The sequence below is a fragment of the Streptomyces monomycini genome (genome assembly GCF_022271435.1).
GTDB lineage: Bacteria > Actinomycetota > Actinomycetes > Streptomycetales > Streptomycetaceae > Streptomyces > Streptomyces monomycini.
In genome coordinates this window covers 261293-274476 of the sequence record NZ_JAFIQY010000004.1, presented here as the reverse complement: position 1 = coordinate 274476, position 13184 = coordinate 261293, and the positions used below count along the sequence as shown (strand labels likewise).

Annotated in this window: 10 protein-coding genes; 4 read left to right on the top strand and 6 right to left on the bottom strand. The window is 72.4% G+C overall.

Annotation, left to right across the window (positions count from 1 at the left end; genetic code table 11):
• Positions 1–111: 111 nt before the first annotated feature.
• The 3 genes from JXZ78_RS07490 to JXZ78_RS07480 all read left to right on the top strand — a co-directional run bounded on the left by JXZ78_RS07490 (position 112) and on the right by JXZ78_RS07480 (position 2732).
• Complete coding sequence (locus tag JXZ78_RS07490) at positions 112–1158, top strand: DUF1648 domain-containing protein (protein WP_157851610.1); 1047 nt, start codon at positions 112–114, stop codon at positions 1156–1158.
• A gap of 1 nt (position 1159) precedes the next feature.
• The gene (locus JXZ78_RS07485) at positions 1160–1519 is read left to right on the top strand and encodes a GntR family transcriptional regulator (protein WP_030020784.1); all 360 of its coding nucleotides are present in this window, start codon (positions 1160–1162) and stop codon (positions 1517–1519) included.
• Positions 1520–1640: 121 nt separating this feature from the next.
• On the top strand, positions 1641–2732 hold the full coding sequence (locus JXZ78_RS07480; RefSeq protein WP_030020783.1) for an NAD(P)/FAD-dependent oxidoreductase: 1092 nt from the start codon (positions 1641–1643) through the stop codon (positions 2730–2732).
• On the opposite strand, the gene JXZ78_RS07475 is transcribed toward JXZ78_RS07480, so the two are convergent.
• Positions 2711–3694 (bottom strand): LysR family transcriptional regulator, encoded by a 984-nt coding sequence (locus tag JXZ78_RS07475; RefSeq protein ID WP_050502582.1) that lies wholly within the window; start codon positions 3692–3694, stop codon positions 2711–2713. The two genes, JXZ78_RS07480 and JXZ78_RS07475, sit on opposite strands and share 22 nt — an antisense overlap.
• A gap of 166 nt (positions 3695–3860) precedes the next feature.
• Here JXZ78_RS07475 and dnaE point away from each other — a divergent pair, with 166 nt between their 5' ends.
• The gene (gene dnaE, locus JXZ78_RS07470; protein WP_238782729.1) at positions 3861–7463 is read left to right on the top strand and encodes a DNA polymerase III subunit alpha; all 3603 of its coding nucleotides are present in this window, start codon (positions 3861–3863) and stop codon (positions 7461–7463) included.
• A gap of 44 nt (positions 7464–7507) precedes the next feature.
• On the opposite strand, the gene JXZ78_RS07465 is transcribed toward dnaE, so the two are convergent.
• The 5 genes from JXZ78_RS07465 to JXZ78_RS07445 form a co-directional block, all read right to left on the bottom strand.
• Positions 7508–8377 (bottom strand): alpha/beta fold hydrolase, encoded by an 870-nt coding sequence (locus tag JXZ78_RS07465; RefSeq protein WP_030020778.1) that lies wholly within the window; start codon positions 8375–8377, stop codon positions 7508–7510.
• Positions 8374–8805 (bottom strand): helix-turn-helix domain-containing protein, encoded by a 432-nt coding sequence (locus JXZ78_RS07460; protein ID WP_030020777.1) that lies wholly within the window; start codon positions 8803–8805, stop codon positions 8374–8376. Before JXZ78_RS07460 ends, JXZ78_RS07465 begins: the two co-directional genes overlap by 4 nt.
• 156 nt (positions 8806–8961) lie before the next feature.
• Positions 8962–11037: an iron ABC transporter permease gene (locus JXZ78_RS07455; protein WP_030020776.1), complete on the bottom strand. Its 2076-nt coding sequence runs from the start codon at positions 11035–11037 to the stop codon at positions 8962–8964.
• 22 nt (positions 11038–11059) lie between these two features.
• Positions 11060–12037 carry an ABC transporter substrate-binding protein gene (locus JXZ78_RS07450; RefSeq protein ID WP_030020775.1) on the bottom strand — a complete coding sequence of 326 codons (978 nt, stop codon included), beginning with the start codon at positions 12035–12037 and terminating at the stop codon, positions 11060–11062.
• A complete protein-coding gene (locus JXZ78_RS07445; RefSeq protein ID WP_030020774.1) occupies positions 12034–12951 on the bottom strand; it encodes an ABC transporter ATP-binding protein in 918 nt (305 codons plus the stop codon). Before JXZ78_RS07445 ends, JXZ78_RS07450 begins: the two co-directional genes overlap by 4 nt.
• Between the last annotated feature and the right edge of the window lie 233 nt (positions 12952–13184).

The following is a 13184-nucleotide window of genomic DNA, read 5'->3' as shown; positions in this document are numbered from 1 at the left end:
GTGTCGGGTGGGGGTGAGTTTCGGCGGTGGACTGGTTCCGAGGGGCGTGGCCGGGTGGGCCGGGCTGCGGTTATGGTTGTTCTATTGGTATGCGAATAAAAGGGGGCGCTCATGAATGCCGTGCACGTCGGGTCCGCCGTCGGGCCGCCCGATGCCCGTCGCCCGTGGCGGGCGCTGATCGCCGTACTGCCGTTCCTCCTCGCCTTCGCGGCCGTCGCCGCGGTCTTCTGGACGCTGCGTGACCGGATGCCCGATCCGCTGGCCGTGCACTTCACCGCCGGCGGCGCCAGCGATGCTTTCGCCTCCGTGTCCGACTTCCTCATGCTGTGGGCGGTCATGCCACTCGTCTTCGGGGTCGTCATCGGCGTACTGGTGCTCCGCAACGCAGCGGCGGGCGTCCTGCGCTGGGCGATCGGTGTCGGCTACGCGCTGGCGGGTCTGTTCGGCTGTCTGGGGGTGTCGAGCCTGCTGGCGAACGCGGACGCCGGTGACGCGTCGGCGGTCCGGCTCCCGGTGGGGCACCTGGGCGTGGCCCTGGGGGTGGCGCTGCTCAGCGGCGGGGTGGGGTGGCTGTGCGCCGGGCCCGACCGGGTGCGGGCGGACCGGGTGGCCGGGCCGTCGCGGAGCACACCGCCGCTCGCCCTCGCGGACGGCGAACGGGCGAGCTGGTCGCGGACCGTCGGCTCGCCCGCCCTGCTCGTCCTCGGCCCCGGGCTGCTGGTCGCCGGTGTGTTCATCGGCGTCTCGGGGAGCTGGGCCGGGGCGGCCGTCTTCGCCGCCGTGTGTCTGCTCTGCGTCGCGTTCGCGGGGGTACGGGTCACCGTCGACCACCGCGGCCTGACCGTCGCCTCGCCCGTGCTGCCGCGTCCCCGCCTGCGTATCCCTCTCGCCCGGGTGGCGGAGGCGGGTGTCCAGCGGGTCAGGCCGCTGGCCGACTTCGGTGGCTGGGGCTACCGGATACGATCCGGGCGCAGCGGCATCGTGCTGCGCGCCGGTGAGGCGCTGGCGCTGCGGCTGACGAACGGCCGGGTGTTCGTGGTGACCGTCGACGACGCGGCCACCGCGGCGGCGCTCCTGAACGCGCTCGCGGCCAAGACCCCCACGGCCGGCCCCGGCCCCGGCTCCGGTCCCGGCTCCAGCTCCGGCCAAGGAGGCTGACGTGCTCTTCCGTGTCGACCACGGCTCCCCGGTCCCGCTCGGCGACCAGATCGCCGCCTCGGTCCGCGGGGCGCTCGCCGAAGGCTCCGTACGGTCCGGCGAACGGCTGCCCGCGGCCCGCGCGGTCGCCGAGTCCCTGGGCGTCAACGTCCATACGGTGCTGCGCGGTTACCAGCGGCTGAAGGACGAGGGCCTGATCGAGCTGCGCCGCGGCCGTGGCGCCGTGGTGACCGGCGATGCCTCCCCGGCGCGCGTACGTCTCACCGAACAGGCGGGCCGGCTGGTGGCCGAGGCCCGCTCCCTCGGCCTCACGGACGACGAAGTCGTGACGTTGGTGCGGACGCGGCTGTCGATGGGGTAGGGGAGGGGCGTGGGCTGCTCCGTGGCGGCCGCGGGTGATGCAGTTCACTCCGGAGGGCTGTCACGGATGCGAGGGCCGGAGCCGTCCCGTGTGTGAAGTGACGACACCACGGGAGGCACGCATGAGGGTTGTGGTGGTAGGAGCCGGTTACGCGGGGACGATCGCGGCGAACCGGCTGGCCAAGAAGGTGAAGTCGGCGGAGATCACGGTGATCAACCCCCGGCCGGACTTCGTCGAACGGGTGCGGCTGCACGAACAGGTCGCGGGGACCGGAGCCGCGGCGGTGCCGCTGGCGTCGATGCTGAGCGAAGGCATCACGGTGCGGGTGGGCACCGTCGACAAGATCGCTGACGGTCAGGTCGTTCTCGGCGACGGGGCGAGCCTCGACTTCGATCACCTGTTCCTCGCGGTGGGCAGTACGGCCGTACCGCTGCCGGGTGCGGTCGCGATGGGGACCTGGGAAGGGGCCGAGGAGGCGCGGGCCGCGCTGGCCGAGCTGCCCGGCGGGGCGGCGGTCACCGTCGTCGGCGGCGGGCTGACGGGCATCGAGACGGCCTCCGAGATCGCCTTCGGGCGGCCCGACCTCCGGGTGCGCCTCGTGGGGCAGACGATCGGTGCGAGTCTGTCGGCGGGAGCGCGGAAGCGGGTGCTCACGGGGCTGGAGCGGCTGCGTGTGGAGGTCGTGGAGGACGCGGTCGCGCGGATCGACCCCGGCGCCGGGGACGGGGGTGGCGACGTGGTGCGCCTCCGGGCGGGCCGGCAATTCGCCTCCGGCCTCACGCTGTGGGCGGTCATCGGGAGCGTGCCCGATCTGGCTGCCCGGAGCGGACTGGAGGTGGATGACGCCGGACGTGCGGTGGTCGACGGATTTCTGCGCAGTGTCACCGATCCGCGGATCTTCGTCGTCGGTGACTGCGCGGCGGTCCCCGGCTCGCGGGCGGCCTGCGCGACGGCCATGCCGCAGGGCGCACACGCCGCGGACACGCTGGCACGGTCGGTCCAGGGTCGCCGGCCCCAGCCGTACGCCATGGGGTACACCGGGCAGGGCGTGAGCCTCGGCCGCCGCGACGGGCTGCTTCAGGTCGACCGCCGGGACGGTACGGCGCGGCGGCTCCACCTCGCCGGGCGCGCGGCGGCGGTGATCAAGGAACAGGTCTGCCGCTACGCGAAGTTCGGCGCCCGCACCGCCGTCTACGCCTGGCTGCGGGCCTGAACCTGGCCGGGCGCCTGAACCTGGCCCGGGGCCGGCAGCACCCACTCCGGCGTCCACACCCCGCTCTCAGGGCGTCCGGGGTACGCGGCCGTGAGGTGCTCGCGCAGCGCGGCGAGGGCGGGGTGCGGGTTGTCGGCGCGCCAGATCAGTGAGTGCGGGTAGACCGGGGTCGGTTCGTGCAGGGGGATGCTGCGCAGGTCGTGGCCGGCCGGCCAGACCAGGGGAGTCTGCTCGCTGACGAAGGTCGCCAGGGTCGAGGAGGCCGCGATCGTGTCGAGGAGGTGCTCGATGCCGAAGTTGGGGCCGGTCGCTTCGACGGTGAGGCCGAAGGTGGCGGCGAGTTCGTCGTAGTACGCCGCCCACTCGGTGCCGGGCATGTTGCCGGGCATCCAGATCCGGCGCCCGGCGAGCTGGGCGGGCGCGACCGCGCGGGCGGCGGCGAACTCGTGCGCCGGTCCGGTGAACAGGTGCAGCGGTTCGTCGTAGACCGGCGTGGCCCGCACCTCGTCGGGGAGCCGCCGGCCCGGCATGGTCACGGCGCGGAAGGTCGCGTCGATGGTGCCGGACCGGACGGCGGCGATGGCCGTGTCGGAGTCGAACAGGGTCACCACGTCGAGCTCGGTCCCGGGGTGCGCGCGGTGGAAGCCGCGCAGCAGCCCGGCGACCGAGACCCGGCGGCCGATCACGTCGACGCGCAGCGCCCGGCGCCCCGGCCGTACCGAAGCGGCGGCGCGTTCCTCGGCCTGGAGGAGGGCCCGGGCGTACGGCAGGAACGCCTGTCCGTCGATGGTGAGCCGGGCCCCGCGGGCCGTACGGCTGAACAGCGGCACGGCGAGGTCCTTCTCCAGCACGGCGATGCGCTTGGAGACGGCCTGCGGGGTGATCGACAGGTCGGCGGCGGCTTCCTGGAACTGTCCCGCGTCCGCGGCGGCGACGAAGGTGCGTACGGCAGTGAGATCCACGCCGGACATCCTAGGCGGGCGGACGGACAGGGTGGACAACCGATCGTTGATCGCGGGTGGTCATCCGGTTGCTTGATCCGGGAACTCGGCGCTCGCTTGGATGTCTCCGGTCAACCTGCGGTTTGGCAGGCACCCCCTGGCTCCCCCTCCCGGAGGCGATGCACCCGTGCCGGATTCCTTCGTCCACCTGCACAATCACACCGAGTACTCGATGCTGGACGGTGCGCAGAAGCTGCGGCCGATGTTCGGCGAGGTGGCCCGGCAGGGCATGCCGGCGATCGCCATGAGCGACCACGGCAACATGTTCGGCGCCTATGAGTTCGCGCAGGTCGCCAAGGGCTTCGAGGGCATCAGGCCGATCATCGGCATCGAGGCGTACGTGGCGCCTTCGTCCCGGTTCGTACGCAAGCAGGAGTTCTGGGGGCCGGGCGGCCGTCGCGCGATGAACGCGGACGGTGAGGGGTCGAAGGACGTCTCCGGCGGCGGCCGCTTCACCCACCTGACCATGTGGGCGCGGAACAGCCAGGGCCTGCGCAACCTGTTCCGGCTCAGTACGCAGGCCAGTTACGAGGGCCAGTTCCCCGCCGGGAAGCCGCGTATGGACCGCGAGCTGATCGCCGAACGGCCGGAGGGCATCATCGCCACCACCGGCTGCCCCTCCGGCGAGATCCAGACCCGCCTGCGGCTGGGCCAGTACGCCGAGGCGAGGGCCGCTGCCGCCGCCTACCAGGACATCTTCGGCCGCGAACACTACTTCCTGGAGCTGATGGACCACGGCCTGGACATCGAGCGGGAGGTCCGGGAGGACCTGCTGCGCCTGGCCAGGGACCTGGGCCTCCCCCTTCTGGCCACCAACGACGCGCACTACGTCACCGAGGACCAGGCCGACGCCCACGACAGCCTGCTGTGCATCGGCGTCGGCAAGAACAAGGACGACCCGGGCCGCTTCCGCTTCAACGGCTCCGGCTACTACCTCAAGAGCGCCGCCGAGATGCGCGCCCTCTTCGCCGAACTGCCGGAAGCCTGCGACAACACCCTGCTGATCGCCGAGCGCGTCGAGTCCTACGACGAGGTCTTCGACCATGTCGACGAGATGCCGCAGTTCCCGGACGTGCCCGAGGGCGAGACGCAGGAGTCGTGGCTGCGCAAGGAAGTCCTCGCGGGGCTCGCGATGCGCTACGGGAGCCCGGTGCCCCCGCACATCCTGGAGCGCTTCGAGACCGAGATGGCGGTCATCGGCCCGATGGGCTTCAGCTCGTACTTCCTCGTCGTGGCGGACATCTGCCGCCACGCCCGGCAGAACCGGATTCCCCTCGGTCCCGGCCGCGGCTCGGCCACCGGTTCCCTCGTCGCCTACGCCACCCGCATCACCGAGCTGTGCCCCCTGGAGCACGGTCTGCTCTTCGAACGTTTCCTGAACCCCGAGCGCATCAACCCGCCGGACGTGGACCTCGACTTCGACGACCGGCAGCGCGACCGGATGGTCCGCTACGTCACCGAGAAGTACGGCGACGCGTACACCGCCATGGTGAACACGTTCGGCAGGATCAAGGCCAAGAACGCGATCAAGGACTCCTCGCGCATCCTCGGCTACCCCTACGCCCACGGCGAGCGGATCACCAAGGCGCTCCCGCCGGACCAGAACGGCAAGCCCGCCCCGCTGGCCGCCGTCTTCGACCCCGCCCACGAGCGGTACGCGGAGGCCGGCGAGGTCCGGCAGATGTACGAGGGCGAGCAGGACGTGCGGCGGGTCGTCGACACCGCCCGCGGGGTGGAGGGCCTCACCCGCGGCACCGGTGTGCACGCCGCGGCGGTGATCCTGTCCAAGACGAGGCTCACCGACCGCATCCCGCTGCACATGCGGGCGTCGGACGGCGTGAAGATCACCGGCTTCGACTACCCGTCCTGCGAAGCCATGGGACTGGTCAAGATGGACTTCCTGGGGCTGCGGAACCTGGGCGTGATCGACCAGGCCATCGAGAACATCCGGGAGAACCGGGGCGTCAGCCTGGCCACCGTGGACCCCCTGGACGGCGACCCGGCCACCGTCGTGATCCCGCTGGACGACGCGAAGACGTACCGGCTGCTGGCCGAGGGCAACACGTTCGGTGTCTTCCAGCTCGACGGCGGCGGCATGCGCGTCCTGCTCCGGCAGATGGAACCCACCCGCTTCGAGGACATCGCCGCCGTCAACGCCCTTTACCGGCCCGGCCCCATGGCGGCCGACGCGCACACCCGCTACGCGCACCGCAAGACCGGCCGCGAGGAGATCACCCCGATCCACCCCGAGTTGCGGGACGCCCTGGAACCGATCCTCGGCACCACCTTCCACCTGCTCGTCTACCAGGAGCAGATCATGGCCATCGCCCGGGAACTGGCCGGCTACACCCTCGGCGGCGCCGACCTGCTGCGCCGTGCGATGGGCAAGAAGAAACCGGAGGTACTGGCCGCCGAGTGGGACAAGTTCCACGACGGCATGCGGAGCAACGGGTACGGCGAGGAAGCCGTCAAAGCCCTGTGGGACGTCATGCTGCCGTTCTCCGGCTACGCGTTCAACAAGTCCCACACCGCCGGGTACGGACTCGTCTCGTACTGGACCGCCTACCTCAAGGCCAACTATCCGGCCGAGTACATGGCCGCGCTGCTCACCTCGGTCGGTGACGACAAGGACAAGGCCGCGGTCTACCTCGCGGACGCCCGCAAGAACGGCGTCCGCGTGCTCCAGCCGGACGTGAACGAGTCCGTCGCCGAGTTCACCGCCGTCGGCGACGACGTACGGTTCGGGCTGCGGTCCGTACGCAACGTCGGCGAGAACGTCATCGCGGCCGTCGTCGAAGCGCGCCGCCGGGGAGGAAAGTTCACCTCCTTCGCCGACTTCCTCGGCAAGGCCGGCCTGCCCGCACTGAACAAGCGGGCCGTGGAGTCCCTGATCAAGGCCGGTGCCTTCGACTCCCTGGGGCATTCACGCAAGGGCCTCACCGCCGTCCACGAGGAGGCCGTCGACGCGGTCATCCCCGTCAAGAAGGCGGCGAGTTACGGGCAGGACGACCTCTTCGCCGGGCTGGGCGGGGACGGAGAGGGAAGTGACGGGCCGGGCTTCGGCCTCGATTTCCCGATCGACGACGCGGAGTGGCCCCGCCGGCAACTCCTGGCGACCGAACGCGACATGCTCGGTCTCTACGTCTCGGCCCACCCGCTGGACGGCGCCGAGCACATCCTCGCAGGCGCCCGGGACTGCTCCGTCGCCGAACTGCTCGCCTCCGGCCGCACCACCGGAGAGGTGCGCCTGTCCGGACTGATCACCGGCATCCAGCTCAAGATGACCCGGCAGGGCAACGCCTGGGCCGTCGTGCAGCTCGCGGACCGCGACGCCGTCGTCGAAGTGCTCTTCTTCCCCGCCGCCTACCAGCTCGTGCAGCACGCGCTGGCCGAGGACGACGTCATCTCCGTCAAGGGCAGGGTCGAGGACCGGGACGGAACCGTGCAGGTCTTCGGCAAGGAACTCGCGGTACTGGACGTGTCCGCCGCCGAGCACGGCGGCCGCCCGCCCGTACGGCTCACCCTGCCCGCCCACCGGATCACCGAGGCGTCCGTCCGGGAGCTGAAACGTATCCTCGCGGAGCACCCGGGTGACAGTCCGGTCCGCCTCAGCGTCCGCGGCGCCCGCAAGACGACCGTGTACGCCTTGCGGGCCACGGTGGACGCCACCACGGTCGCGTCCGACGTGAAGGGCACGTTCGGGGCCGACGCGTGGGCGGGTTTCGCATGACGCGCCCCCATACACGCACATGCCCCACGCGCCCCCCCCGTCCCTTACCCCCGCAGGAACTCCGACACGGTCTCCGTCTGCCCGAAGATCGCGTGCCCGACCCCGGGCAGCAGCCGCACCGTCGCGTCCGGAACGTTCTCCCGTACGCGTCGGGCGGTCTCCGCCGAGTCGAAGAAGGCGTCGTCGGTACCGGCGATCAGCAGCACGGGCACCCCCAGGCCGCGCAGCGCGTCGTCCGAGAACCGCGGCAGCTGCTCCCTACGGGGCTTGAACTGGGTGAACGTCAGCGCCACCTGGTCGAGGACCGGCCCCGCCCCGGGTGCGTCCAGCCCCGTGGCGCTGCGCACCGTCCGACGGATCCCCCAGCGCCCGAACGGCCGCAGCAGCAGGGACTTGAAGAGCAGCCCCATCCGCTGCTTGCCCAGGCCGCCGGGGCACAGCAGGGCCAGGCGGGTCACCCGGCCCGGGCGGCGGGTGGCGTAGTCCAGGGCCAGCCAGCCGCCCAAGGAGGTGGCGACGAAGGAGGCGGCCGGGACGCCCAGCTCGTCCAGTACCTCGTCCAGCCACCGCGCGTACGCGTCGGAGGCCAGGGGCGGGCGGGACGGCGCGCTCAGCCCCGGTTCGCCGATGACGTCGACCGCGTACGTACGGAAGTGCCGTGACCAGGCGGCGGCATCGCCCTGCCACATGGTCGCGTTGGCGCCCGAGCCGTGCAGCAGGACCACCGGAGGAGCGTCCGGCGGCCCGGAGACGAGCACGAAGGTCTCGCCTTCGCGGGTCGGCACCCGTATCCGCTCGGCGGGGACGGGCCAGTTGTCCAGAGCCTCCAGATAACGCCGCCGGAGCTCGTCCTCCCCGGCCTTCGACTTGTAGATCGTGGCTGTGTGCGTGTCGGTGTCCGTGTTCGTGCTCATGAGTCGAGCACCCCCTCCATGTAGTCGAACAGCCGGGCCGTGTCCGCCAGGCCGCCGAGAATGACGACCTTCATCCGGGCCCGCTCCGGGTCGTACACCGTCTCGATCCGCAGCGGACGGTCGCCGTGCCCGCGATGGGCCGCCGCACTGGTCAAGAGGGTGGACAGCCGGTCGGCGGTCCGGCGGTCGACCGCGTCGATCTCCACGACGCTCGTCGCCTCGCTGTGCCGCCGCCCCCCGGCCGGCTCCTCGGGAGCCGCCGGGACCGGGCGGCCGGTGAAGGCCTCCAGGTCCTCGTGCGCGATGCGGTACTGCTTGCCGATGCGGACAGCGGCGAGCCGCCCGTCCCGTACGTAGTTGCGGACGGTGCGGACGTGCAGGCCCAGCTGCTCGGCCACTTGGTCGACGGAGTAGAAGCGGTCGTTCACGAAAATACCTTAACCTTCCCTATGAGTAGGGAGCAATAGGGAAGGTTGGGGAATGATCGGGTGGGAGAACGGAAGCGGGCGGGCGGTGAACGCGACCTCTGCCGCGTACACCGCCCGCCCGCCGTCCGCCCGGCACACGGCCGAGTGTTCGCGCCGCTACCGCGCCGCGCTCCTGGTCCGGATGAGCAGCCACAGGAAGTACGGCGTGCCGATGACCGCCGTGAGCAGGCCCGCGCCGAGCTGGGCCGGGGCGATGACCGTCCGGCCCGCCATGTCCGCCGTACCCACCAGCACCGCGCCCAGCAGCACCGCCACCGGCACCACGCGCACGTGCCTGCGGCCCACCAGGGCGCGCGCGGCGTGCGGGGCGACCAGGCCGACGAAGGCGATGGTGCCGGTCACGGCGACGGCCGCCGCGCTCAGCAGGACGCCCAGCGCCAGGAAGCCAAGGCGCGCCCGGGGCACGCCGAGGCCCAGCAGCCGCGGGGTGTCCCCGTCGAGCGAGACGAGGTCGAGTTCGGTGCGCCGGGCGAGCGCCACGGCGACGCCCACCGCGAGGACGACGGCGAGCGGCAGCAGGTCGGGCAGCGTCCGTCCGTACGTCGAACCGGACAGCCAGGTCAGCGCCTTGGTGGCGTTGAACGGGTCGGTGAGGACGATGAGCAGGCTGATCAGGGCCGCGCTCGCGGTGGCGACGCCCATGCCGACCAGCACCAGCCGGTTCTGCCGGAAGCCGCCGCGCGCCGACAGTCCGAAGACGAGCCCGGAGGCGAGGGCGGCGCCCGCGAAAGCGGCGGCGGCGAGGCCCGTCGGCCCGGCCTCGGGCAGGGTCGTCACCAGGACCACCGCGCCCAGCGCGGCGCCGCCGGAGACGCCCATGACGCCCGGTTCGGCCAGCGGATTGCGGGTCACCGCCTGGACCAGGGTGCCGGCCAGCGCGAGGGCGGCGCCCGCGAGGAGCGCGGCGAGCACCCGTGGCACCCGGGTGTCGAGGACGAAGGAGACGACCCGCCCCGCCCGGCCCTGCGTCCAGTTCAGGACGTCGCCGAGCAGCAGCTTGGAGTCGCCGAGCAGTACGGACGCGACGGTCACCGCGATCAGCGCCGCCACCAGCGTCCCGGCCACCGTCAGGAAGACGGTCCGGCTGCGGATGTGCAGCCGGTCGGGCGGGGCGGCGGCGCCGGTGTCCCGGCCGCGGGTCGCCAGCACCACCAGGAAGACGGCGCCGACCAGGCTCGTGACCACGCCGGTCGGCACGGCCACCGCCACGTCGGACGGCACCAGTGCCCGCAGTGCGACGTCCGAGCCGAGGACCAGCACCGCACCGGTGAGTGCGGAGCGTGTCACGCTCGCGCGCGTCCGGGAGAAGCCGCGGTAGCGGCGGGCCAGCAGGCGGACGACGGCCGGGGCGCTCAGCCCGACGAAGCCGATCGGCCCGGCGAGGGTGACGGCCGTGGCGGACAGCAGCGCGGCCAGGACGACGGTGGTGATCCGGGTGGCGCGCACGGAGACGCCCAGGCCCCGCGCGGCGTCGTCGCCGAGCGCCAGGGCGTCGACCCGGCGGGCGACGAGCAGCAGCCCGGCCAGTCCGGCGACGGCGAGCGGCAGCATCCTCAGCACACCGCCGAAACCATTCTGCGCGATGCTGCCCTGGTTCCAGGCGTACAGCCCCTCCGTCTGCTCGGGGAACAGCAGCAGCAGTCCCTCCGTGACGGAGCTGAGACCGAGGGTCAGCGCGCTGCCGGCCAGCACCAGCCGTACGGTTCCGGCTCCCAGGCCGGACAGCCCGAGGACGACGGCCGCGGCCGCCAGTCCGCCGACGAAGGCGACGCCGGAGGAGGCGAGCAGCGGCAGGGAGACGCCGGTCGCGGCGACCAGCCCGAGCGAGAAGTACGAACCGGCGTTGACCGCGAGGGTGTCCGGCGCGGCGAGCACATTGCGGCTGACGGCCTGGAGGGCGGCGCCCGCCATGCCGAGCGCCGCGCCGACCAGGAGTCCGGCGGTCATCCGCGGCAGCCGGGAGGCGACGACGACGGAGGCGTCCGCCGCGTCGGCCTGCCCGGTGAGCGCCTTCCAGACCTCGGCGGCGCCGACGCCGGAGGTGCCTTGCGCGATGTCGACGAGGGCGAGCGCGGCGATCAGCAGGACGAGCACGGCCGTCACCGCTGCCGCGCCGCCTTTCCGGGACGCCGCCGTGGCGGGGGGAGGGGGAGCGGTGGTGGTGACGGCCATGATGTCTACGCGCGCCTCGCCGTCACTTCTTCAGCGCGGCGACGACGGAGTCCACGTACGACTCCATCGACGCGGTGCCGCCGAACATCCACACACCGTCGGGCAGCCGGTGCACCTTGCCCGCCTTCACGAACGGGAGCGACTTCCAGACCGCGTTGTCGGCGAGCGCCCCGGTGAACGGGTTGCTGGTCTTGTCGTCGTCGCTGCCGATGTACGCGAACTGCACGTCACCGAGCTTGGTCAGCCCCTCGACGTCGGTGGTGCCGAGCCCGTAGGCCGGGTCGCCCTTCATCGTCCAGGGGTTCTTCAGCCCGAGCTTCTCGTTCACCGCGCCGACCAGCGAGCCGCCGGTGTACGGGCGGATGGTGACCTGGCCGCCGTCCACGTAGCCGTCGGCGAAGGCGAACGCGGTGCCCTCGCGCCCGGCCTTCTCCAGCTCCTGCCGGCCCGCCGCGAGCTTCGCCTCGAAGCCCTGCTTCAGCTTGCCGGCCCGCTCCGTGGTGCCGGTGGCCCGGGCGATCAGGTCCAGGTCCTTCGTCATCTGCCCGATCGGGTCGGCGGCGTCGGCGGACTTCAGGTCCAGCACCGGGGCGATCTTCCGCAGCTGGGTGAGGGCGGCCTTGGGCAGGTCGCTGGTGGCGACGATGAGGTCGGGCGCGAGCGAGGCGACGGTGTCCATGCTCGGTTCGCCGCGGGTGCCGATGTCCTTCGGCTCGTTCTTCAGCGGCGCGGCCTTGTCCCAGGCCTTGTAGCCCTTGACGTCGGCGATGCCGACCGGTGCGACGCCGAGCGCGACCAGGTGCTCGACGACGTTCCACTCGGTACCGACGACCTTCTTGGCGGGCCCGTCCAGCTCCACCTTCGTCCCCGAGGCGCCGGTGAGGGTGATGTGCCCGGTGGACTTCTTCGCCTGGCCGGCGGCGGGCTCGGTGGTGCCGCACGCGCCCAGGGTGAGCGCGGCGGCGGTGGCCGCGGCGACGGTGAGGAGGAGTCGTCTCATGAGGTGGCACCGAGCCTTTCGCTGTGCGCGTGGTGCGCGTCGTGCTTGCTGTTCTGCGGCGTGCTGCCGTGCGGCGGCCGCCGGGTGTGGTGCCGGCCGATCGCGCGGGTGCGCAGCCGTCCGGTCGACGGGTCGGTGGTGACCTCGATCCGGATGCCGTAGGTGTCCGTCAGCCGCTGCGGGGTGAGGACGTCCTCGGGCGGCCCGTCGGCGGTCACCCGGCCGGACCGGAGCAGCACGATCCGGTCGGCCACGGCGGCCGCCTGGTCCAGGTCGTGCAGCACCACACCGACGGCGATCCCGTGGTCGTCCGCCAAGTCCCTTATCAGGTCCAGGAGTTCCACCTGGTACCGCAGGTCGAGGTAGGTCGTCGGCTCGTCCAGCAGGAGGACGCCGGTGTCCTGCGCGAGGCAGCCCGCGAGCCACACCCGTTGCAGCTGGCCGCCGGAGAGGTGCTCGGCACCGCGCTCGGCCAGGTCGGCGACCCCGGTCAGGCGGAGCGCCCGCTCCACCGCCGCGGGCCCGTCCGGGTCGGCCCGGCCCCAGCGTCCCCGGTACGGGTAGCGCCCGAACTCCACGACGTCCCGGACGGTCAGCCCGCCGGGCGTGGGCCGCCCTTGGGGCAGCAGCGCCACCTGTCGCGAGAACGCGCGGGGGGAGAGCGCGAAGCCGTCCGTCTCCTCGCCGAGGGTCAGCGCCGCGTTCCGTGCCCGCTGGAGCCGTGCCACGGTCCGCAGCAGCGTCGACTTGCCGCTGCCGTTGGGGCCGACCAGGACGGTCACCTGCCCGGGCGAGAGCCGCAGGGACGCGTCGTGCACGACGTCGACACCGTCGTACGCCACGGTGATGTCCGTGGCGGTCAGGGTGTGGCCGCGGGACTGCGCGGCCTGGGGGAGTTCTTCACCGGCCTTCACGCAGAGAAGGTTAGCCTAACCTAATTTTTGGCCGAATTCGGGTGGTTCGGGGGCGATGTCCGCCTGCTCTGGGCGGCCGGGCGCGCATGACCCCGCGGCGGGGATGTACTAGAGTTATCTCGACATCGAGATATCTGCCGGGAGGCGTACCGCTGCCGCGCTAGTAAGGCTTGCCTAACTTAGCCTTACCTTAGCTGATCGGCAAGGATCTGTGACGGCAGGATTGCGGTGGT